This window comes from Pseudoalteromonas thalassia (genome assembly GCF_049257215.1).
GTDB classification, from domain to species: Bacteria; Pseudomonadota; Gammaproteobacteria; order Enterobacterales; family Alteromonadaceae; genus Pseudoalteromonas; species Pseudoalteromonas lipolytica_C.
The window spans coordinates 279728-300806 of sequence record NZ_JBMMUE010000003.1; the positions used below are offsets into that span (position 1 = coordinate 279728).

Annotated in this window: 18 protein-coding genes; 10 read left to right on the top strand and 8 right to left on the bottom strand. The window is 40.1% G+C overall.

The window, feature by feature from the left end:
- Nucleotides 1-7: 7 nt before the first annotated feature.
- The 4 genes from tssL to tagH are packed head-to-tail and all read right to left on the bottom strand — an operon-like array spanning nt 8 to nt 4453.
- Nucleotides 8-1285 (bottom strand): type VI secretion system protein TssL, long form, encoded by a 1278-nt coding sequence (gene tssL / locus AAEU31_RS05815; RefSeq protein WP_421966737.1) that lies wholly within the window; start codon nt 1283-1285, stop codon nt 8-10.
- A 15-nt stretch (nt 1286-1300) separates the two neighbouring features.
- Nucleotides 1301-2629 (bottom strand): type VI secretion system baseplate subunit TssK, encoded by a 1329-nt coding sequence (tssK, locus tag AAEU31_RS05820; RefSeq protein ID WP_138557093.1) that lies wholly within the window; start codon nt 2627-2629, stop codon nt 1301-1303.
- Nucleotides 2630-2639: 10 nt separating this feature from the next.
- Nucleotides 2640-3098 (bottom strand): type VI secretion system lipoprotein TssJ, encoded by a 459-nt coding sequence (tssJ, locus tag AAEU31_RS05825; RefSeq protein ID WP_421966738.1) that lies wholly within the window; start codon nt 3096-3098, stop codon nt 2640-2642.
- Nucleotides 3099-3124: 26 nt separating this feature from the next.
- Nucleotides 3125-4453, bottom strand: coding sequence for a type VI secretion system-associated FHA domain protein TagH (tagH, locus tag AAEU31_RS05830; RefSeq protein WP_421966739.1), 1329 nt, complete (start codon nt 4451-4453; stop codon nt 3125-3127).
- Nucleotides 4454-4712: 259 nt separating this feature from the next.
- Here tagH and AAEU31_RS05835 point away from each other — a divergent pair, with 259 nt between their 5' ends.
- The gene (locus AAEU31_RS05835; protein WP_171040394.1) at nt 4713-6671 is read left to right on the top strand and encodes a serine/threonine-protein kinase; all 1959 of its coding nucleotides are present in this window, start codon (nt 4713-4715) and stop codon (nt 6669-6671) included.
- Nucleotides 6672-6785: 114 nt separating this feature from the next.
- On the top strand, nt 6786-7130 hold the full coding sequence (locus AAEU31_RS05840) for a hypothetical protein (protein WP_421966740.1): 345 nt from the start codon (nt 6786-6788) through the stop codon (nt 7128-7130).
- Between the two features lie 55 nt (nt 7131-7185).
- On the opposite strand, the gene AAEU31_RS05845 is transcribed toward AAEU31_RS05840, so the two are convergent.
- Complete coding sequence (locus AAEU31_RS05845; protein WP_269407274.1) at nt 7186-7545, bottom strand: DUF1294 domain-containing protein; 360 nt, start codon at nt 7543-7545, stop codon at nt 7186-7188.
- 52 nt (nt 7546-7597) lie between these two features.
- Here AAEU31_RS05845 and AAEU31_RS05850 point away from each other — a divergent pair, with 52 nt between their 5' ends.
- Nucleotides 7598-8122 carry a hypothetical protein gene (locus AAEU31_RS05850; RefSeq protein ID WP_421966741.1) on the top strand — a complete coding sequence of 175 codons (525 nt, stop codon included), beginning with the start codon at nt 7598-7600 and terminating at the stop codon, nt 8120-8122.
- A 45-nt stretch (nt 8123-8167) separates the two neighbouring features.
- On the opposite strand, the gene AAEU31_RS05855 is transcribed toward AAEU31_RS05850, so the two are convergent.
- Both AAEU31_RS05855 and AAEU31_RS05860 read right to left on the bottom strand, forming a co-directional pair.
- Complete coding sequence (locus AAEU31_RS05855) at nt 8168-9685, bottom strand: DUF3360 family protein (RefSeq protein ID WP_235382719.1); 1518 nt, start codon at nt 9683-9685, stop codon at nt 8168-8170.
- 444 nt (nt 9686-10129) lie between these two features.
- Entirely contained in the window at nt 10130-12253 is a 2124-nt protein-coding gene (locus AAEU31_RS05860; RefSeq protein ID WP_135926834.1) for a methyl-accepting chemotaxis protein, read from the bottom strand.
- A gap of 423 nt (nt 12254-12676) precedes the next feature.
- On the opposite strand from AAEU31_RS05860, the gene AAEU31_RS05865 reads away from it, so the two are divergent.
- Nucleotides 12677-14410, top strand: a complete 1734-nt coding sequence (locus AAEU31_RS05865) for a GMC oxidoreductase (protein WP_421966742.1) — start codon at nt 12677-12679, stop codon at nt 14408-14410.
- Between the two features lie 27 nt (nt 14411-14437).
- Here the strand turns inward: AAEU31_RS05865 and AAEU31_RS05870 are convergent, their stop codons facing one another.
- On the bottom strand, nt 14438-14866 hold the full coding sequence (locus AAEU31_RS05870; RefSeq protein ID WP_135926832.1) for an organic hydroperoxide resistance protein: 429 nt from the start codon (nt 14864-14866) through the stop codon (nt 14438-14440).
- A gap of 123 nt (nt 14867-14989) precedes the next feature.
- Here AAEU31_RS05870 and AAEU31_RS05875 point away from each other — a divergent pair, with 123 nt between their 5' ends.
- The 6 genes from AAEU31_RS05875 to AAEU31_RS05900 all read left to right on the top strand — a co-directional run bounded on the left by AAEU31_RS05875 (nt 14990) and on the right by AAEU31_RS05900 (nt 21054).
- Nucleotides 14990-15421: a MarR family winged helix-turn-helix transcriptional regulator gene (locus AAEU31_RS05875; protein ID WP_138558223.1), complete on the top strand. Its 432-nt coding sequence runs from the start codon at nt 14990-14992 to the stop codon at nt 15419-15421.
- 93 nt (nt 15422-15514) lie between these two features.
- On the top strand, nt 15515-16528 hold the full coding sequence (locus tag AAEU31_RS05880) for a zinc-binding alcohol dehydrogenase family protein (protein WP_421966743.1): 1014 nt from the start codon (nt 15515-15517) through the stop codon (nt 16526-16528).
- A 604-nt stretch (nt 16529-17132) separates the two neighbouring features.
- Nucleotides 17133-17363: a helix-turn-helix domain-containing protein gene (locus tag AAEU31_RS05885; protein WP_054562555.1), complete on the top strand. Its 231-nt coding sequence runs from the start codon at nt 17133-17135 to the stop codon at nt 17361-17363.
- Between the two features lie 48 nt (nt 17364-17411).
- Nucleotides 17412-18755: an N-succinylarginine dihydrolase gene (gene astB / locus AAEU31_RS05890; protein ID WP_421966744.1), complete on the top strand. Its 1344-nt coding sequence runs from the start codon at nt 17412-17414 to the stop codon at nt 18753-18755.
- Nucleotides 18756-18758: 3 nt separating this feature from the next.
- The gene (locus tag AAEU31_RS05895; RefSeq protein WP_421966745.1) at nt 18759-19268 is read left to right on the top strand and encodes a GNAT family N-acetyltransferase; all 510 of its coding nucleotides are present in this window, start codon (nt 18759-18761) and stop codon (nt 19266-19268) included.
- A 97-nt stretch (nt 19269-19365) separates the two neighbouring features.
- A complete protein-coding gene (locus AAEU31_RS05900; RefSeq protein ID WP_421966746.1) occupies nt 19366-21054 on the top strand; it encodes a methyl-accepting chemotaxis protein in 1689 nt (562 codons plus the stop codon).
- Nucleotides 21055-21079 lie beyond the last annotated feature (25 nt).

Sequence of the window (21079 nt, forward strand, 5' to 3'; positions counted from 1 at the left end):
AACTCCATTAAAAAAGTAAGTCGATTTCAATTCGGCGGTTTAATGCCTTATCTGAATTCGTATTGCTCACTAAAGGCTCTGCAGAGCCTTTTCCTTCTGGCCATAACCTCCCCATTAAGCCCGTGTTCTTGGCCATTGAGTTTGCTACTTGTGTAGCTCTAGCTAATGATAAATGCCAATTAGAAGGATACTGACTGGTACTTATTGGACTATCGTCGGTGTGACCTGTGATTAAGATTTTGCCTTTTGTTCCTTCAAGGCTTAGCGCCAACTTCTCTAAAATTGGTTGGAAAGATGGCAGAAGTGTCGCTTCGCCTGAGTTGAACAAACTCTCATTATTAATTGTTATTCTGATTCTGTCTGCTTGCTGCTCAACGCTCACTATACCGCGTTGTATTTCAGTGTGTAATAATTGGGTTAACAAGTCGAGTTGCTTACTTTTGTTACCTTCGACTTGTGAAGATGACAAAGGATGAACTAATTTCAAGTTTTCAGCAGTAGCGTCAACTTGCTCATTGAGACGCATATTGAAAAATAAATAAACCACTAGCGCAATTAAAGCAAGAACCGAAATTACAACCCAAAGAGGAATTTGGTTTCTTAACTCTATCCCTGCTGCAACACGGCTTTTCCAGCTAGGTGTTAAAAATTGACTATGAGGCCCATCAAGCTGATTGAGGATGTGGTAAATTCTATTACGGTAATCTTCTAACTTACTTTCACCGCTTGCAGCAACTCGAAATTTCCCCTTAAAACCTAAATTTAAACAATGGTATTGTAACTCTAGAAAGTTTCGATTCATTTCTGGATGCGCTAGCGCTTCATCCAGCAAAGTAAAAAAGTACTCACCACCAAATGTTTCTTTATGAAAAGTAGATAATAAGCTCTCTTCTGCCCATTCTAACGAACTCCACTTTGCATTTAAGACGGCTTCATCAATAGCTGCACACAAACAATAGCGCGCATTATTAATTACTGTAAGTTCAATTGATTTTGCACGTAGATTCGTTTCGAATCGCTTGATTGATTCAATAGCACGATGTTTTAAAGCAGCTAAACTGTCAATTTGTGATGACTGATTAATAAAAATGATCAATGAAAAGCTATCATTAGCAGCATCGAGTAATTCATTTTTAAAAATTGATACAGAACTGACACTCGCCTTTTCTGGTGAAGAGTGACTAAACGAGACAACGGTTTTATCACTCGAACCTTTAGATGCTTCTAAATTTGACTTGTCTCGGCTCAAACGTCCTGGACGTGGTTTAATTATTGTTTCATCCATTGAAACGCTTCCTTATTAGCTTCTAATTGCCCAGAGAATTAAGTTTAAATCAGGGTAATTACCTGATAAATGAATAGCGATACCTCCACTGGATTTTAGTTTGCTCCAGTGCTCACTGTTTTTATTTAGCTCAAAATAATGATATCCAGCATGGTAAGGTACTTGACGTGGAGCTGTAGGCAAGCCATTAATTGAGATCCCTGGTAGCTGGTTATTTACTAAATCTCGAATCGACTCTACGCTACCAATTTTAATTTGCGAAGGTAATAACTTTCTTAACTCTTCATGCGGAATGCTCGCTTTAACAGCTAATACAAATTGAGCAGAATCAAGAATTGACTTATCTCTTAATGAACCAAATGAAATACCAAACTTACTTTGTTCTAGCTTAATTTCTGTGGCTGTTTGTTCAATCACTTGGCTTAATGATTGGTAAAGAAAGTTAACAACTTCTGCAAAAACAAACTGTAAGTTTGCATGATCATATTTTGGAAGTTGCGGCACCCGTTTATTTACAGCACTAAATGTTGCAAGCTCTCCAGCAAGCTCAATTAGCCGCGCGTACAGTTCTCGAGGATGAACACGAGAGTGCGTTAATAAGCTTTGAAAAATAGCATCATATTTATTTAATGTTTGTAGCATCAAAAAATCAGCCACTGATGTGCTACCTGCATACCCTTGACATAGCCTGACTGCAATACTTTCTGCACGTTGCTTTATTAAACCTGAGACTTCTCTAACAAGAGCGGTTAACGCCTTATTACTGATAACAAATAAGCTAGGAGGAACATACTTAGAATCAAGTTTAATTGCTCCCTCATTCGTTACTTCCGTGATTCTTGCCAGCGGCAGCAATACATACCCGGATGTATCATCTGACATTAACATCAATTTACTGTGAAGTTTTGCCACTTGGATGACTTCTTGAGCCTGAGAACCTAAGCTATCATCACTTACTGATAAATCTGCAACCCTGTAACGCGTAACTAACTCGTCGTCACTAGCGGAGATATTTATTCCACTTCCTTTTAGGGCTGGAATCGCTAGACACACAATTTCATCATAAGCACTTTTCGCTAACACTAAGGGGTCAGGAAGAAACTCATCACCTGGCATCTGAACTGGGCATAAATCAGGCGAGATAGCCGTCAATTTATCAATAGCAAATTGACCAGTTACAAGTAGCTCACTATCAATTTCAAGCTCTATTACTCCCCACGAATCAGGAACAGTTCCCTCTACAACCCTTCTTATTACACTAGAAAAATGCTTATCTGCTTGCTGAAAGTGCTGAGGTCTTAAGAACATTCCTTCTGTCCATGCGACCCGCGTGTAATCACTCATGTTTATTCCTTTAATCTTTCATATATACAGCTAACGACTCAACATTTACGTCAATATCATCGTAGCCTGTCGGATCAACCTCTATAACAGCTCGCCAACGGGCCTTTTCAATATCTCTATAAGCGACTACCACACCAACAAAGCGAGTATTTCTGTTTAAATTCATTTTGTATTCAATGCTTGACGAAGGTTGTAATTCAAGTTCATCTTTTTTAAGAAGATCAGGCCCAAGTACCGCTTCAGGATTTTCATATAAACTAAAAAAATCTTGCGTATCAAAAATAGTTCGGGAGCTTAGTTCAAACACTTTATAAACGACAGGTGAAGGACGGCCAGAGATATCTGGATTCACATCTGAGGCCACTGAAATGTTTAAATCAGTAGATGGGGGCACAAACTTGTTTACCGTTGTACAGGCTGTTAAAAATACCCACATAGCACCTACAAAAGTAAGCTTGAACTTCAACATTGCATTATTCCTTTATTGTAATACAACTAATTACCACTATTGTATGCCTTCAGAAAATCATCAGAAAATGCTAAAACCCCTTTAGCTTTAACATCATCTGCAATGTCAGCATACAATTCGTTATATATACGCCAGCTAGAAGCACCGCCATATGCAGGCAAAGAGCTAAGTAGACCACCTTTATTACTTTGCGCTTTTATATCACGCGGTGATAATTGCTCTAAAAGGCCATTAAGCGCCCCTGTTGCTCCTGCTAGTAACCCTTGCTCATGAAGTTTTATATCAACAAAACTTTCTTTTACAGCTTGATTCGCTTGCAAAAAACTTGCGCTATTACGAACAAAAAGATTCTGCATAACATCATCAATGGTTGCTGAAAACTTAAGAGGGTTATTTTGCTCAACTTTAAAAGTTGTGTGATTCAATTTAAGTTGATTCTTAATATTTGTTCGCTGACGAATCAAATCCATCGAGCCTTCAAGAAAAAGCTTAAAGCACTCGCCCATATGCTGCCATGTGTCTTCATTTTGCAGCTCTGCAGTTAATTTTTCATTAACACTTAAGCCATTCAAAAAAGAAATAACTAATTTCGAAGAGTTTGAAATTTGATTATTTTTTATTGGTGCACTTACAGAGCTATAAGAGCTATTATTTAAGGCATTTGTACTATTGCCACTATTGCCACTATTGAACTGCTTACTTTCATTAAGTGATGATGTGCTACTTACTGGCTCTTCAGAAGGTAATACAGTCATTCTATTTTCTTTTTCTTTAACTGTACCTGCTAGTTGCACTAGATCATCCCAGTCCTCTGGAATGGGTTGACTGAGGTTTTGTTGTGAAAATATGTCAATGTTTTCACTCGGTGCTTTCTGAAAAGTAGGAGCAAGCATTGCCTCTTCAAGTTCACTAGAACTGTCGTAAGCCAATTGCTGCTCAGAAGAAGCATTAAAATTACCGCTTAAATTTGTTGGTAGTTCTGTAGGCGGGGTATTGAAAGAGTTGACATGTGGCTCAAAATTTTGAGCTTGTTCATCTTGCTGTAAAGTTGATTCAATTTGAAAATCACCAATAGTGAGAATGTCACCATCATTTAGTCGGTGTTTATTTTCTTTACCAAGCGGTGAAACTGAAAAGTTTATAAACAATCCATTTGTCGAGTAGTCATAAACATAGAAGCCATCTGTTTCTTTTACAATTTTACCATGGCGACCTGATATTACTTTTTCCGGATCAGGTAAATACCAATCACAATCTTCTGACCGACCAAAAGTTAACTCATTTTTTACTACTTTTTTCGCATCTATCTCAGGAGAAAGCCTGTGATAACTGGTAACATTTAGAATCACTTCCATTTGATTGTTAGTCCCATAAATACAAACATTCTAATAGGATAAAATACTTCGCAGAATAAAGTCAACGCGGAAAAATACCCAAAAACAGAATTTAAATAATTTTAAAAAACAAAATAAAATACAAAAACAAATAACCAATCTAAGAACTAAACCTTAAGTACCAGTTCATTAATATAAACTGAATGATTGCTTATTGTTGTATTTTTTGTAAAATATGTCCCCAGTCAAAAGGATATTGATTTTTATAAAAGGAATTATAATGACTGCTGAGAATGATAAAACACGTATTGCCTCAATAAAAAATAAAAATGCGGTATCTAAAGGAAGCAAGCTTCATTTAATTGGTAAAACACTCTCAAACCGCTACTTAATTGAAGAATTAATTGGTGAAGGTGGCATGGGTTATATTTATCGAGCACGAGACACCTACCTAAATACTCAATTAAATCAAGATAATATAGTTGCAATTAAAGTATTACACCCTGAGTTAGCTGACTCAGAGGATGCTTTATTATTGTTAAAAGATGAAACAATAAAAACTCGCACTCTTTCTCACCCCAACATTGTCAAAGTATTTTCAGCGTCTTCAAGTGACACCTATCATTTCGTCGTAATGGAATGGATTGAAGGTGAAACTCTTGAGCAATTAATCAAAAGAAGTAAACCAAATGGTTTGTCTCAAAAACGAGCTAAACCTATTTTAAATCAGCTTATTGACGCCCTAACTTACGCTCACTCTAAGGGAATTGTACACAGCGACCTAAAGCCTTCAAACATAATTCTTGATTCGCAAGGAAACTTAAAGATCTTAGATTTTGGTATTGCAAAAACAAACCTTCAAGAAGATAAATATGCAGCCCCTGCTAACAATGAGCAACCAAACAGCAATGGTTATACCCCCACATATGCTAGTCCTGAGCAACTAAATGGAGACAAATCTTCAGCTAAAGACGATATATTTGCATTTGGTTGTATTGCATTTGAGCTATTAACGAGCAAGCATCCATACAATAGAGTCGCTGCAAATCAAGTAGCAAAAGATACAAGTGTAAAAAAACCCAGCAACAGTTCATTAAGTGTTTGGCTTAAAATCAAAAAGTGTATTTCACTTGATGCTGCTCATCGCCCTAAATCATTGTCTGAAGTTAAATATGAACTAAACAATAATAGAACTTCATTATTAATCCATGCAGCTTGCTACGCATTACTTATTGGTGGTGCTGGGTATCAGTTTTTATCCCAAAGCGATAAACAGCAATTGATTGAAGCAAACTATCAAAACTCGCTCGCAAAAGTTGAACAGCTTGAAACATGGATGAATTGGCCTAGTGATGGTTTACCGCAACGATTAAATGAAATTCCACCACAATACAAAGTATTAAAAGAAGGGCTTTTAGCTGTTCATCAAAATAAAGTCGTAGAAAAATTTACTAAACAAGTCGATGATTTACCAAGAACCGCCATAAATACAAGAGCCTACGATGAAGCTATTGCTATTTATGACGAAGCAAAAAATTTCTATCCTGATTCAGAGACATTAAATAATAAACTCGAAAGCTTGCTTACTGAAAGACAGTCAATTCTATCTGATCTAAGTTACCGTTTAGATGTACTGTTATCGCAATCTAGATACGATGAAAGTGGTGACAACAACATTCACGGTCTTGTATCTCAAATAAAAATTATCGACTCTAGTTATACCTATGTACCCAACCAAGAGCATATAAATAATTTCAAACTGGCAGTTTTAGCGTCTATTGAAAATGAAGATTTTGTTACACAAAAAACACTACTTGATGTAGGTGAATTAGTTTTTTCCAATACTTCAGAACTTGAGCCACTCGTTACTGCATTGCGAAAAAAAGAGTCAGCCATGGTCGCATTAGCTGAATATAAGAGAAAAACGAGTGAAGGGATGACTGTGAGTTACCCTGACGACGATGCCAAAATATTTTATCAAGAAAAATTAGAAAGATTTAACACTCAACTTGCAAATGTTTCGGACTATAAACAGCTTATCGAGTTTGATGAGTCATTTAGCAAAGAAGCTGAAATCTTCCCTGAATCATTTGAGCCCATTTTATTAATCAAAGATCAAATAGCAACGACTTATATTTCTATGGCCAGTAGTTTAATGAAACAAAAAATGTATAGAACAGCCGAAAGACTTGTAGAACGGAGCGAAGAAATTAGAAAGAGTCTAGAAAATACAATCTAGATCAGAAGATTAAATAATCAAACGTCAGGGAAGAGCGAATTTGCACAAATAAATTTTTGAACGCCATTCTTTTTCTTTAACGTCTAATAAATAGTGTAATTTAATGGAGTAATTATGAAAAAATTAAGTCTTGCCTGTGCACTGATGATACTAGCAGGCTGTTCATCAACCACAGAAGTTTCGCCAGAACCAGAGACTATTGTAGAACCTGTAGCTGAAGTGATAGAGGAAGTGCCTGTAACTTCATTAACGGTCGTTACTACACCTAACGATGCGCGTGTTCGTATCATGAATATTAAACCTGTCTACGAAGATGGTATTAAACTTAATGATGGTAAATACGATATTGAAGTAACCAAGCCTGGTTATTTAACCTATCGCAAATGGATTGTTGTAGATAAAAAAACAATATTGACTGTAGATCTTAAAAGCATAGAGTCTAATCAAGCTACTCAATAATATGAAATTACTTCCCACCAAAGGAAAGCAACGGCTTTCCTTTTTTGATCTACTTTTAAATTAACTGCAAATAATGCAGTGATAACAGCGCACTGCAATTAGCAATAATTGTTAACCAAAGCACGGCAATAAAACTGCGTTTTTTGGATTTGTGTCTTAACCATTGCTGTGCAATTAATGAACCTGGCCAACCACCGATTAACCCTAAAATATGCAGTGTTCGCTCAGGTACTCTTATTGTATGCTCGCCATGTTGCATCGCTAAACGTTTATCCCAGCCGTATACCAAAAAGCTTATTAAGCTCGCTACGCTGTAAGTGCCTGCAATAAAGTAGGTAATATTAAGTTGCCACGATACCAGCCATAACAGCGCTAAAAACAACAATGAAAATGTAATTAATGTTTTCTTAATCAACGAATTATCACCTATACTTTGCAAAACAAATTAATTTTATCGGGACGCTATTATGGCATACCTAAAATCACTTTTACTATCAATCTGCCTGTGTTCACTTTCTGTTTTGGCGGCGGAGCAACAACTTGATGACAAGCTAAAAGTGTTTGAGCCTTACTTAGGCACATGGCAGTCTGACTTTAATGTCGCAGCAGGTAAACCTGCGGTGCAAGATGTGAGTACCTGGCAACGCGCGCTCAATGGCACGGCTATTAAAACCATTCATTCTATCAATGAAGGTGAATATGGTGGTGAATCGATGATTTTTTGGGATAATAAAAATCAATCTTTAGTGTTTTATTACTTCACTACGGCAGGTTTTTATACCCAAGGCACAATGAATGTACTTAGCCCTACTCAGTTTGTTGCTTATGAGAATGTGACAGGCAGCAAAGAGGGGATCACTAAGGTAAAATCGACAAGCGAGTTTAAAAACAACAGCTTTGTGGTGTCGACCTCTTACCTTAAAAAAGGTCAATGGACAAAACCAGATACCCGAACTTACATCCGCAGCGAAAAAACAGTTAAGTTTAAATAACAGCTTTGAAAAAGGGTAAGGCGTTTATCACCTTACCCTTTTTTATCAATGCCTAAAGTCAGCCATTAATGCTGGGATCCCTGGCAGCATACCCACCAGCGCCATCACGCTTGTTAAAATTACAAACATTATTAATGGAATGATCCAACGGCTCATTGGTGATAGTTCAGAGCTTCGCTCTTTACAACCAATTAAGCCCAGGTTGTCGAGCAACATAGTTAACGACCAACCAAATGCAGGATTCACCAAAGTAGATGAAAACACCACAATAGCAGCCGATTGGGTGGTTTTACCTTCGCGGGTCATTTCCATGCCAGCTTCAAGAAGTGGGATAAACACACCTACAATCAAGGCGACACATAACACGGGTTGCCAAATAGCTAAATCCATTGGGTAGCCCCAAATACTGGCAATGATACAAAATAATGCCGTTAACACCGCACCTGCAGGAATGGGTCGCTTAGCGATGGCTGCTGGCACAATGTAAGTTCCCCATGATGAGGTAAAGTTAGAGCCGCCTAATAAGGAACCAAATGTCTGGCGGATTGAAGCACTAAACATGGTATCGTCAATGTTCATTTGCACTTTTTCTGTGCGTTCTGGGTAACTAATTTTTTGGAATACTTGGTGCCCTAAAAAGTCAGGTGACCACATAGCAACCGCAAGCACTGCAAACGGCAATACCACAACAAAGCTCTCAAGAGTTGGTAACCCCAGCATCCAACCGGTGTTTTCACCCCACCAATACATTGGGTTCATATTTGGTAAGCCCGGTGCTGTTTTAAACTCAAACGGCGCCCCCAGTAAAAATGCGATTAAACCGCCAAGTAAGCAACTTAATGGCACAGCTAACCAACGTTTTTTGTAGTGCTCAAGTAATGCATACAACACGATAGTCGATAAAATCACAATAAAAGCGATATGGGTCATATCAATGCCTTCAGCCCATGCAAACAGCTTTTTAACCTGCGAAATCGTGCCGATAAAACCAAGGTAGAGCAGTAAACCGCCACACACTCCTCGGCTGGTTAAGCCCGCCAGTAAACTCCCCCCTTTACTAAGCGCGAGTAACAGACCAAACGCCCCTATCAGTAAACCAAAGGCCATTGGGTGACCACCCGCTGCAACCACAATCGGGATCAATGGAATAAGCGGCCCATGCGTACCCGCCAGATTTGCCGTTGGTAAAAAGAAGCCCGAAAATAATAAAATGAAGATCGATACAATTAATAGCTCATAGCGCACGTTTTCTAGAATAAAACCTTCACCTAGGCCCAGTGGCGCTGCAAACGTTGCAGCAATAGCACCGACCATGACCACCTTGCCTATGGTTCCTGCCATTGCAGGGATAGAGTCTTCTAATTCAAACCGGTAATCACGAAATGGTAAATTAGGACGCCAGCGCTTAGGCTGCATAATTTGTAATTCGTGTTCAAGGTATTCGTCGCGACTCGAAAATTCACTGCTAGGTTTATGAAGAGCTTGATAGCTTTGCTGATCGGCATGAGTATCCGATCCTTGCTCAGCAGGCGCTGTTGACGCTGATTGCTGCCTCGTATTCATGAGTTCTCCTACTGCCTATCTTGAAAAATTATGTGAGTTTTTATTATGCAGTTAGGGTAAAGCAGTCAGGCCAAAAACACGATTAGGCAAAAGGTAGGGTATGAATTTGTAAAAAAGCCGTTCTTATAGTATTAAAAATGCAGAAAATCATTATAACCTATTGAAATATAACAACTTACCTTAATTGATAATTTAGACAACATACAGCAATTGTTAATAAATGCCTATTAATCAAGCACATTAACTATTAGTCTAATAAATCGTATGAATAGCAAACAGGCAAACTATGAGGTACGGGAATGCAGGCATCACACTTGCTTGGCGCGCGAAACAAGGTCTAGAGATGCGAGGTGCGAGTAGGTAACAGCGATTTCACATCGCGTTTTATCTCGCACCTAGCACCTCGTAACTAGCCCCTTTACTCTTGCAACTAGCAGCTTAAAGCTATTTCGTCTTTAATTTATTCAGCTCATCATCTTGCTGTGCAACAAGGGCATTAAGCGTTTGACTGCCGTCTCCAGCCTGCGTTGATAACTCTGCTAATTGCGATGCAGCATCTGAGATTAAAGTAAGATTCCTATTAATCTCTTCGGTTACAGAGCTTTGCTCTTCAGCGGCTGTTGCAATATGGGTAATTTGTTGCGTAATTTCGTCTACCTTAACAACCACTTCATGCAGCGCATCAAAGGCAACGGAGGTTTCATCTACCGCGGTTTGTGCACGCACAACACCTTGTTCAATCACTTTAGAAGCGTTGCCTACTTCAAGCTGTAAGCTGTCGATTAGACCGCTGATGTCATCGGTTGATGAACGTGTTTTTGAAGCAAGCGCACGAACTTCGTCGGCGACCACGGCAAATCCACGTCCTTGCTCACCAGCTCTTGCAGCTTCTATAGCAGCATTGAGGGCAAGCAAATTGGTTTGCTCTGCTATCGTTCTGATCACATCTAATATCTGAGTTATGTCATTACTGCGCGCTGCAACCTTTTCGACCGCTTTGTTTGCTTCTTTTATTTCATCCGACATAGTCTTAACTTGTGTTACAGCTGAAGACAAACTTTTTTCACTACTAACTACTAAACTATTTATTTCGTCAGCTTGTTGCGCCGATTGTTCAGAAGCCCTTGCAACCTCAAGTGCTGTTGCACTCATTTCGTTCATTGCGGTCACTACGCTTTCAATTTCTTGAAATTGCGCTTGTACATTATGTTTAGTATCAACAGCAACACTGGTTGCCATGTGAGCTTGCTCCTTGGTTTGCGTCGATACATTTTTAAGCTCACCAATTAAGTCACGCAATTTAGCAAGAAACGCATTAAAACCTGTTGCTAGTGCTATTAATTCAGCATGGGTATCAACATGCAGGGTTTGAGTTAGGTCGCCTTCAGCACTAGCAAGGTTATCAACACGCTGTTGAATTTGTTGTAATGGTGCCACGATGGTGCGGATCACTAAGGTCATGATAACAAAGGCTGCACCAGCAATAATAATACCTGTCACCAAGATTAAGCCGCCTAACGTATTGGCGTTTTCACTCATGCTATTTGCCAGCGCATGAGGGCCCTCAAGTGCAAGCTCAGCTGGTACTTGAATCAATAAGTTCCACTGGGTTTTAGCAAGCTTAATGGTGATTGGGTAATTAACTAAATACTCATCACCGACTTTAAATACACCACTTTGATTTTTCGCTTTAACGTAATTGTCTAAAGTGCTTTTAGCCACTGCCTCTTTTAGCGGTCTGCCTAGCTTATCTTTGTAATGGCTACTACCAACCACTAAATCAAGTGAGCTTAATAAGGTGACTCGGGCTTTACCATTATATAGCTCTTTTGACAATTTTTCGGTCATGCTTTGAAATACAGGCAAAGTTAAATCAACACCAGCAACACCAATAAATTCATTATCACGAAGAATTGGCACAGTTAAAGAGGTCATCATTTCTGAATACCCTGGGGTGATTTCGTATAGGTAAGGTTCCATTATGCAGGGTACTTTGGTGTCTTTTACACACAGGTACCACTCAGCTTCTCGCTGACCAAATTCATTAAGTGTATCGACATATTTTTCAGCCGCATCATCTACGACTTGTTGCTCAATGGCGCCATCTCGATTGCGTGTGAAATAGATTTCTAAAGTACCAACACCCGCCACAGAGTGATCATAACCACTAATAAAATTAGCATCACGGCCATCAAACGCATTTGCTTCAAACTGCGAATAAATAGATGAAAGAATGGTATTTTTTTTAAGTAGTGAGCGATTCAACTCAACCACCGCATCGCGAGTTAAAGTACTTGCTGCATCATGATCACCTAAGATAGCGGCAAATGAATAAGGCACTCGATATGCTTCGTTAATAAATCCAGCGACTTGTTCACCATATGCGGCAGCATTGGAGGCTAGTTTGTCTTCAACTTCTGCAACAATCAGCTTTTCTGATTGTGCAGCTAACTGCTGGTTGCTGTTTGACAACTGCCACCATAAAACACTCGATAAAACAAACACAGTAATAAAAATACTGCCTACTGTGAGCCATAATAACTTTTTCGCTAATGCTAACTGCCGCATCGAAATGTCCTGTTTTTATTGTAGGTTTGCTAATAGTTTAGACTATTTAACTAATTTTACAGCCCAAAAAAGGAGTAAAGCATTATTTTTAAGTAATTTATTGAAAATGCCCTGTTCGACAACGGAATTTTGCTAGCATGCAATTGAAATTTATAGCTTTGTTATGATTCGGTTTATTTAGATTAACGGCGTACAAAGCATGACAAACTATTTAATTAGATGGCTTAACATATAGCGAGTAAGCGCTGCTGAGCACTAAAAAGTTGATAAATTGCCTTTCTTTATTACTTGTTCTAAGACAAACAACCGACAAGCTTCTATATTACTAATATGTACATCCCAAATCACAATAGATAAGCAGCTAATTTACAGCGTATTTTGTAACGAGTTAATTATAATAATAAATATCAACAAGCGATGACCATGCAGCAAGACACATTTGATTTTGACCAAATAATTATAGGCTCTGGGTTTGGAGGCTCAGTGAGTGCGCTACGCCTAAGCGAAAAAGGTAACCGTGTTTTAGTACTTGAAAAAGGCCTTCGCCGCGACGATAAAGAATTTCCAAAGACCAACCTAGATATCAAAAATTATATGTGGCAACCAGAAATTGGCTTAAAAGGCTGCATTCAATTTTCGTTTACCAGCAAAGTCACTGTGCTGCATGGTGTGGGTGTTGGCGGTGGCTCACAAATTTATGCCAATGTGCACCTTATTCCTGATGATGAGGTGTTTCAATCTCCAGCTTGGACACGCATAAAATCAGACTGGAAAGAAAGCCTAATGCCCTACTATGGCCTTGCACAGCGCATGTTAGGCAGTGCCAAAAATACCTATACCAATGTTGCCGATCACACCCTTAAAGAGATTGCTGAGCAGATGGGTCAAGGTGACTCGTTCAAAACCGTAAACACCGGGGTGCTTTTTGCAAAGCCCGGCGAAGCCTATAACAAAGAGCTACCCGACCCTTACTTTAACGGCGATGGCCCAAGGCGAAATACCTGCCATTACTGTGGTAGCTGCATGATTGGTTGTCGCCATAATGCCAAAAACACCTTGATGAAAAACTATCTTTACTTTGCCGAGCGCAATGGCGTAGAGATAAGACCAAGCTCTGAAGTAATCAAAATCACCCCGCTTAATGCAGATGGCAGCGCCGGATACAAAATTAAGATTAAAGATACCAGTCATCGCGATAGCCATATTTATACGCTAACAACACGTGGTGTTGTGCTAAGCGCGGGGGTAATGGGCACCGTGCCTTTGCTTTTAAAAATGCGCGATAAAGACAAAACACTACCTAATATTTCAGCTTGGCTGGGTCAGCAAATTCGTACAAATTCAGAAACCCTCACCACCGCGAACAATACCACTAAAAAAGTTGATGATGGCGTTGCGATCAGCTCATTTATTTCGGTCGATAAAGACACCAACATTGAAATTTGTCGGTTTAAGGAAGGCGCCGATGGCACATGGCTTTATTTACCTTACGTTCCTATGGTGACAGGAAAAGGCCTCAAGCGTATCGCTAAGTTTTTAGTGAATACACTGCGCCATCCAATAAAAACAGCCAAAGTATTGCGGCCAAAAGGCAAAGCCCGCAGCTCGATTCTATTTTTGGTGATGCAAAAATCCGAGGCGTTTATTCACCTTGAATGGCGACGCAAATGGTATCGGTTATTTAAAAGCGGCATTACTGCGGTGCAAAAAGACAATGACACACCGCTTAGCGTTAGTTTTCCAAAAGCAGAAGAAGCAACCAAACTCTACGCCGAAAAACTCGGTGGTGTGCCAGGCTCTGCTTTAACTGAAGTGCTCTTTGGTGCCCCGATGACGGCACATATAATGAGTGGAGTTGCCATGGGGACTGATGCCTCTAACGGCGTAGTTGATAGCTCAGGAGAAGTGTTCGGCTATCAAAACCTGCGTGTTATTGACGGCTCAATCATACCGGGTAATTTAGGGGTAAACCCATCATTAACCATTACCGCATTGTCTGAATACGCAATGAGCCAAATACCGGTATTCGATGCAGCCCGAGCCAGTAAGATAAAGCCAATCGAGTTCAGTGAGCCGCGCGAAGGCTTAGTGTCAGCGCTTACTGGCTCAGGCGATTTAGCAAAGTCGATTGCTGAAAAACAAAAAAGCCGTGCATAAAGCACGGCCTAATTTGATCAATAGCAATTAGATAACTGATAGCTCTACAGCAATGTTACCGCGCGTTGCGTTTGAGTAAGGGCATACTTCGTGCGCTTTATTAACAAGTTCAAGAGCGGTGTCTTTATCAAGATCACCCACCGATACCGCAAGCTTAACAGCAATACCAAAACCACCTTCGATAGGACCAATTGATACTTCAGAGTTAATGTGAGTATCTGCCGGTAATTTAATTTTTGCTTGGCCAGCCACTAACTTTAATGCGCCGATAAAACAAGCTGCGTAACCTGCTGCAAATAATTGCTCAGGGTTTGTACCTTGACCATCATCACCACCTAACCCCTTAGGAGTTGATAGTGCCACATCTAAGCGGCCATCATCTGATTTTGCTGTGCCTTCACGGCCACCTGTTGCTGTTGCTTTTGCTGTGTATGCGACGCTTTGTAGTTCTTTCATGATTACTCTCCTAATTGAGTGAAAATATACTTTGCATGCAAAATATATTAGATCAGCTTTTTCGGGATTGCAAATACTTTGCATGCAAATTAAAATGCTCGTATTGAATTTTGAGGATCGAGTATGAAATACCCACAGCTAAAATTAGATAACCAGCTATGCCATCGCTTATATATGGCATCGAATGGGATTGCCCGTGCGTATCGAGATTCTCTTAATCAATTAGATTTAACCTACCCGCAATACGTAGTGATGATGGCGCTGTGGGAAAAAGATCAGATCAGCATTGCTGAATTACTTGAAAAAACCGCTATTGATGGCGGTGCGATGACGCAAATTTTAAAAAAAATGAGCGACAAAGCATTGTTGTCGATCACCAAAGATAACCAAGATAAACGCAAACGACTCGTACAGCTCGAAGCCAAAGGCAAAGCCATGCAAGATCAAGCCGCCGATGTACCGTCGCAAATTCGTTGTCGCTTCCCAAGCATTAACGAACAACAAGCGTTACAACTGATCGAGTTACTCGATTTAGTAAATAGTGACCTTAATTAACAAAAATTATTTGAAAGTGAATTTGGATTACACCGCTTTTTAATAAAACTAGATGCGCTATAGTGTTCAAAACTCATCAATACGGACACCATCATGAAAGCATTTGGATACACCACAGCAACTCCAACGTTATCAGACTCATCACTACAAGCGATTGAATTACCAGATCCCGTTGCCACAGGTCACGACATTCTTGTAGCCGTACAAGCAATTTCAGTAAACCCTGTTGATACTAAAATTCGCGCTAATGTATCACCAGACAATGGCTACAAGGTTATTGGTTGGGACGCCGTGGGAACCGTTAAAGCTGTTGGCGACAAAGTGTCGTTATTTAATGTCGGTGACCGTGTGTTTTATGCTGGCGACTTAACGCGCCAAGGCAGTAATGCTGAACTGCAACTTGTTGATGAGCGCATTGTTGGTCTTGCACCAACAAGCCTTAGTAATAGTGAAGCAGCCGCCCTGCCATTAACCAGTATTACGGCATGGGAGTTACTGTTTGACCGCTTACAGATTGAAAAATCTAAAAACAATAAGCCAGCCTCTGTATTAGTGATAGGTGCCGCAGGTGGTGTAGGCTCAATTTTAGTGCAACTTGCCAAACAGCTTACCAATTTAACAGTTGTTGGTACCGCCGCACGAAAAGAAAGCGCCAACTGGCTTAAAGATTTAGGAGTTGATCATGTTCTTGATCATAGCAAAAACCTTAACGAGCAGCGTCTTGCGGCCGACCTGAATGAATTTGATTACGTAGTGAGCTTAACGCACACCGAGCAACATCTTGATAGCATTATGGAAGTGATCAAGCCACAAGGTAAATTGGCTCTGATCGACGACCCTGCAAGCTTTGATATTTTAAAGTTAAAGCGTAAAAGTATTTCGTTGCATTGGGAGTTTATGTATACCCGCTCAATGTTCCAAACCGATGATATGATTGCCCAGCATCAGCTTCTTTCTGAGCTCTCGACCTTAGTTGATAGCGGCACAATCAAAACAACATTGGGTGAGCATTTAGGTAAGATAAACGTAGCAAACCTTGTTAAAGCCCATGGGATTTTAGAATCTCATAAAGCTCGCGGAAAGCTTGTTTTGGAAGGGTTTGAGTAACGAGTAACGAGTTACGAGGTGCGAGTATGTAGCAGCGATTTTACATCACGTTTTATTCTCGTATCTCTCCGACCTCACCCATTTCGCGGCATAAAGCCGTTGCTACCTGTAGGCGTCACGCCTGCTTGGCGCATGAAACAAGTTTCACGCCTACGGCCAAGGTTTTACTTTTGTGTGGTAGTTAATTATTCATGACTAAAGTCATTCCTGCGAGATGCGAGTATGTAGCAGCGATTTTACATCGCGTTTTATTCTCGTATCTCCCCTACCTCACCCATGTCGCGGCATAAAGCCGCTGCTACGAAAAACAAAATGCAAGCACGCATCATTAAAGTGCATTATTACGGTTGTCTTTCACTATTTTAGTGCCTGATTTTAGGGACGCTCTAGCCACAATATATTAACCAATTGATTTCTAATACATTTAAATTTAATAACGGTTTGGCACAGATCTTCCAATAGCTAAAATGAACTGGCACTAACAAGGAGACTAACGTGACTAACTTCTTTCACACTCTTTATCTACTTTGGCGATTAGACATCAGCACATGGCAAATGCATGAAGCAAACGATCCGCATAATGTTGCTGATTTGGAGCGTCGCTATGTTAAATAATGACCCCGCATTTATTGAAGCACTTAAAAAAATTTCGGTTCATCAACTAACAATCACCGAAGCGTCTGAGCAGTACGACATTCCTAAGCGTGTGTTATACAAAGCCGCACGACAGCAACAAGTTAAACAGAACAAACAAAAAGCGTATTTAATTGCTACCCAGAAGCGTTTGCAGCAAAGCTTACGCAATGTAGAAATGGAGTTAGCTAGCTTCAGCTAAATAATTTCTGTATGGTTAAAATTTACGCACAACAATGATGGAATAAGTATGCACGCAGTAGAAGTAAACTTTGATGGCTTAGTGGGGCCTACTCACAATTACGCGGGATTATCGTATGGCAATGTCGCTTCACTAAGTCACGCCTCTTCGCATTCAAACCCCAAAGAGGCCGTGCTACAAGGCCTTGAAAAAATGAAGGCGATGCACGAATTAGGTCTAGAGCAAGGTATTTTTGCTCCTCATGCTCGCCCCGACATTAATGTGCTAAGACGCCTAGGCTTTACAGGCAGCGATAAGCAAATTATCGAAAAAGCATTTAAGGCAGATCCGATACTATTAAGAGCATGTTACAGTGCATCAGCAATGTGGACAGCCAATGCAGGAACAATTTCACCTTCTGCCGATACCCTTGATGGCAAAGTGCACTTTACGGCTGCTAACTTAAATAACAAATTTCACCGCTCACTAGAGCCGGTTACAACTACGGCATTGTTAAAAGCCATGTTTAACGACGAGCGTTATTTTAGCCATCATACTCACTTACCAGATCAAGGCTTTTTTGGTGATGAAGGCGCAGCAAACCATAATCGCCTATGCGACAGTCATGCAGATACAGGACTTGAGCTTTTTATATATGGTGCAAGTAGTTTTAATAGTGCCTTACCAAAGCCTGTTAAATTTCCTGCAAGACAATCTCTTGAAGCTTCGCAAGCAATTGCCCGTCTACATCAGCTTAAGCCAGAAAATCAGTTATTTATTCAACAAAACCCTGATGTAATAGACCAAGGTGTCTTTCACAACGATGTAATTGCGGTAGCTAATGGCAATGTACTTTTGTGTCATGAACAAGCATTTTTGAACCAGCCCAGTGCGCTTAAGCAAATTAAACAAGCTTACCTTGGCAATAAACCACTGCATATTATTGAGGTGCCAACCAATAAAGTAAGTATCACAGATGCCGTGAGCAGCTATTTGTTTAATAGTCAGTTGATCACTTTGGCTGATGGCAATATGTTACTTGTTGCACCAAAAGAATGTCAGCGTAATCAGGCGGTACACGACTATATTCAAGAAATGGTTTTAGCGGATAACCCAGTTCAACAAGTACGCTTTTTTGATTTACGCCAAAGTATGCAAAATGGTGGCGGTCCTGCTTGTTTGCGCTTACGCGTTGCACTCAACAGTGATGAATTGGCAGCGGTCAATCCTGGAGTGCGTTTTAGTGAAGAAAAATATAACCAATTAGTGAGTTGGGCTAATAAGCATTACCGCGACTCTTTAAGTAGTGATGACTTTGCTGATCCACTGCTTTTAACCGAAAGCTATCAGGCACTTGATGAGTTAACCAGCTTACTTAACTTAGGCTCTGTGTATCCATTCCAACAAGAATAATTAATGAAAATTAAAGCAGTTCATTCTATTAAAGGAGTGTCTAAATCACTCAATAGTTTACTGATTGATAGCGTTGCCAGTGGCGCATCAATCGGCTTTATTGCCCCGCTATCATTACAGTCAGCCCAAGACTATTGGCAAGGGGTCGATGCCGATTTAACGACCCCTTTCCGTAGGCTTTACCTTGCCCTTGATGGTGATACGGTGATTGGTTCAGTGCAGCTTTCTTTGTGTGCCAAAGCCAATGGTGCTCATCGTGGCGAAGTAGAAAAGCTAATGGTACATAGCGAACATCAAGGTAAAGGCATCGCAAAGCAGCTAATGTCCAATCTAGAAAACGATGCCTATACTTTAGGCATTAAGTTACTGGTACTTGATACTCGCCAGGGTGATACCGCCTCTTATCTCTATCGTAAACTTAATTATTTAGAGGCAGGCACAATCCCAAACTTTGCGAAAAGCTCAACAGGCGAGCTCGATGCTACCGTGTACTTTTATAAGCAGCTTACGTAAATCGCTTAATAGACCTTTTCATATAACCATAAAGTCGACTAATAAAATTTTTTAATACCACTAAAATAGTATTGCGAATTTCTATTAGGAGCGATAAATGGCGCTATCAATAAAGGAACGGGTACTTTTTTTAGCCTTACTTCCCCCTTTGCTCATTGCGATTATGCTGACACTCTACAACTATGTGCAATCAAAACAAAGTGGCGCACAAACAGTAGAAAGTTTTGCTACACAAATGGAAAGCGATCGTAAATCTGAAGTCAGCAATTACCAAAAAATTGCCATGAGTTCAATTGCTCATCTAATAGCTCAAGATAATGGCTCTAATACTGAGGAGCTACAAGATAAGGCAAAAAGCATTTTACGTAACTTACGCTTTGATGATGCTGGTGATACAGGTTATGTATTTGTCTATGACGTTGAAGGCGTCAACGTTGCTCATGGCGTTAACGCCTCACTTGAGGGCAAAAACCTTTATGATTTTAAAGATCCTAATGGGGTTTATTTGATACGAGAGCTCATTGATGCCGCTAAAAGAGGCGGTGGCTATGTGCAGTATTCTTGGAAAAATACCAATGGTAGTGTGAATCCTAAACTCGGTTATGCCGCTTTAGTACCTAAATGGAATTGGGTACTAGGAACGGGTTTTTGGATCAGTGGCCTTGAACAACAAGTTGCAATGACAGAACAACGAGTTAATGAAGGTATCGATAATGCCTTTATAAACACAGTTATCGCTTCAGTATTCGCAGTAGCAATTACCGCAGCTATTGCAGTGGTGGTATCGCGCAGTATTACCAACCCTCTTCACACAACCGTGCTAGCAATGAACGATATATCACAAGGTGATGGTGATTTAACCCAACGATTAATGGTTAAACGAGACGATGAGCTCGGCAAACTTGGCAGTTCATTTAACCGCTTTGCTGATGACGTGGGTAAAATGGTTATTGATATTCGCCAATCATCGCAATCGATGAATCAAGCGTCACATAAACTCAACGAGCTTCTTGCCAATATGCATGCTGGTATTAATCGTCAACATGAAGAAAGTGAGCAAGTTGCAACGGCAATAAACGAAATGTCGGCGGCGTCAATGGAAGTCGCACGAAGCGCCCAAGAAGCATCAACTGCAGCAGAACATGCCGATCATCTAGTAAAACAGGCTAATAACCAGTTACTTATCGCTATAAAAGTAATTAACGGCCTTGCTAAGCAAGTTGATGAAGGTGCCAATGCGGTTGATCAGCTAAATCAGCAATCTAGCCAAATTGGCAGTGTACTTGATGTGATCCGAAACATTGCAGAGCAAACTAATTTACTGGCACTTAATGCAGCAATTGAATCGGCACGTGCTGGCGAAGCTGGCCGAGGCTTTGCGGTGGTGGCTGATGAAGTGCGTACCCTTGCCAAGCGAACTCAAGATAGTACCCACGAAATAGAGGCAATGATTGAGCAGGTTCAACAAGGAACAACAACTGTAAACAGCATTATGCAATCAATAAAATCAGGAAGTGCAACCAGTGTGAACGAAGCAAGCGAAGTCGAAAAAGCGCTCAATGAAGTACTGCTTTCGGTTAATACCATCACCTCGCAAAATGCACAAATTGCCACTGCCGCTGAAGAGCAAACTTCAGTTTCAGAAGCGATTAATCAAAACATGACCACTATTGTAGATATTGCCAACAAGACTGCTAATGATACCGATGTTGCGACCTCATATATGGATGAATTAAATAACACCGCAACGCAGTTAGAACAGAATGTAAGTCGATATAAAACTTAAATATTTAACGATTGTTAAGCAGGTC

Excerpts from the sequence above, each read along its gene's own strand:
- tssL (WP_421966737.1), bottom strand. The coding sequence starts at position 1,285 with ATGGATGAAACAATAATTAAACCACGTCCAGGACGTTTGAGCCGAGAC.
- tssK (WP_138557093.1), bottom strand. The coding sequence starts at position 2,629 with ATGAGTGATTACACGCGGGTCGCATGGACAGAAGGAATGTTCTTAAGA.
- tssJ (WP_421966738.1), bottom strand. The coding sequence starts at position 3,098 with ATGTTGAAGTTCAAGCTTACTTTTGTAGGTGCTATGTGGGTATTTTTA.
- tagH (WP_421966739.1), bottom strand. The coding sequence starts at position 4,453 with ATGGAAGTGATTCTAAATGTTACCAGTTATCACAGGCTTTCTCCTGAG.
- AAEU31_RS05835 (WP_171040394.1), top strand. The coding sequence starts at position 4,713 with ATGACTGCTGAGAATGATAAAACACGTATTGCCTCAATAAAAAATAAA.
- AAEU31_RS05840 (WP_421966740.1), top strand. The coding sequence starts at position 6,786 with ATGAAAAAATTAAGTCTTGCCTGTGCACTGATGATACTAGCAGGCTGT.
- AAEU31_RS05850 (WP_421966741.1), top strand. The coding sequence starts at position 7,598 with ATGGCATACCTAAAATCACTTTTACTATCAATCTGCCTGTGTTCACTT.
- AAEU31_RS05855 (WP_235382719.1), bottom strand. The coding sequence starts at position 9,685 with ATGAATACGAGGCAGCAATCAGCGTCAACAGCGCCTGCTGAGCAAGGA.
- AAEU31_RS05860 (WP_135926834.1), bottom strand. The coding sequence starts at position 12,253 with ATGCGGCAGTTAGCATTAGCGAAAAAGTTATTATGGCTCACAGTAGGC.
- AAEU31_RS05865 (WP_421966742.1), top strand. The coding sequence starts at position 12,677 with ATGCAGCAAGACACATTTGATTTTGACCAAATAATTATAGGCTCTGGG.
- AAEU31_RS05870 (WP_135926832.1), bottom strand. The coding sequence starts at position 14,866 with ATGAAAGAACTACAAAGCGTCGCATACACAGCAAAAGCAACAGCAACA.
- AAEU31_RS05875 (WP_138558223.1), top strand. The coding sequence starts at position 14,990 with ATGAAATACCCACAGCTAAAATTAGATAACCAGCTATGCCATCGCTTA.
- AAEU31_RS05880 (WP_421966743.1), top strand. The coding sequence starts at position 15,515 with ATGAAAGCATTTGGATACACCACAGCAACTCCAACGTTATCAGACTCA.
- AAEU31_RS05885 (WP_054562555.1), top strand. The coding sequence starts at position 17,133 with ATGTTAAATAATGACCCCGCATTTATTGAAGCACTTAAAAAAATTTCG.
- astB (WP_421966744.1), top strand. The coding sequence starts at position 17,412 with ATGCACGCAGTAGAAGTAAACTTTGATGGCTTAGTGGGGCCTACTCAC.
- AAEU31_RS05895 (WP_421966745.1), top strand. The coding sequence starts at position 18,759 with ATGAAAATTAAAGCAGTTCATTCTATTAAAGGAGTGTCTAAATCACTC.
- AAEU31_RS05900 (WP_421966746.1), top strand. The coding sequence starts at position 19,366 with ATGGCGCTATCAATAAAGGAACGGGTACTTTTTTTAGCCTTACTTCCC.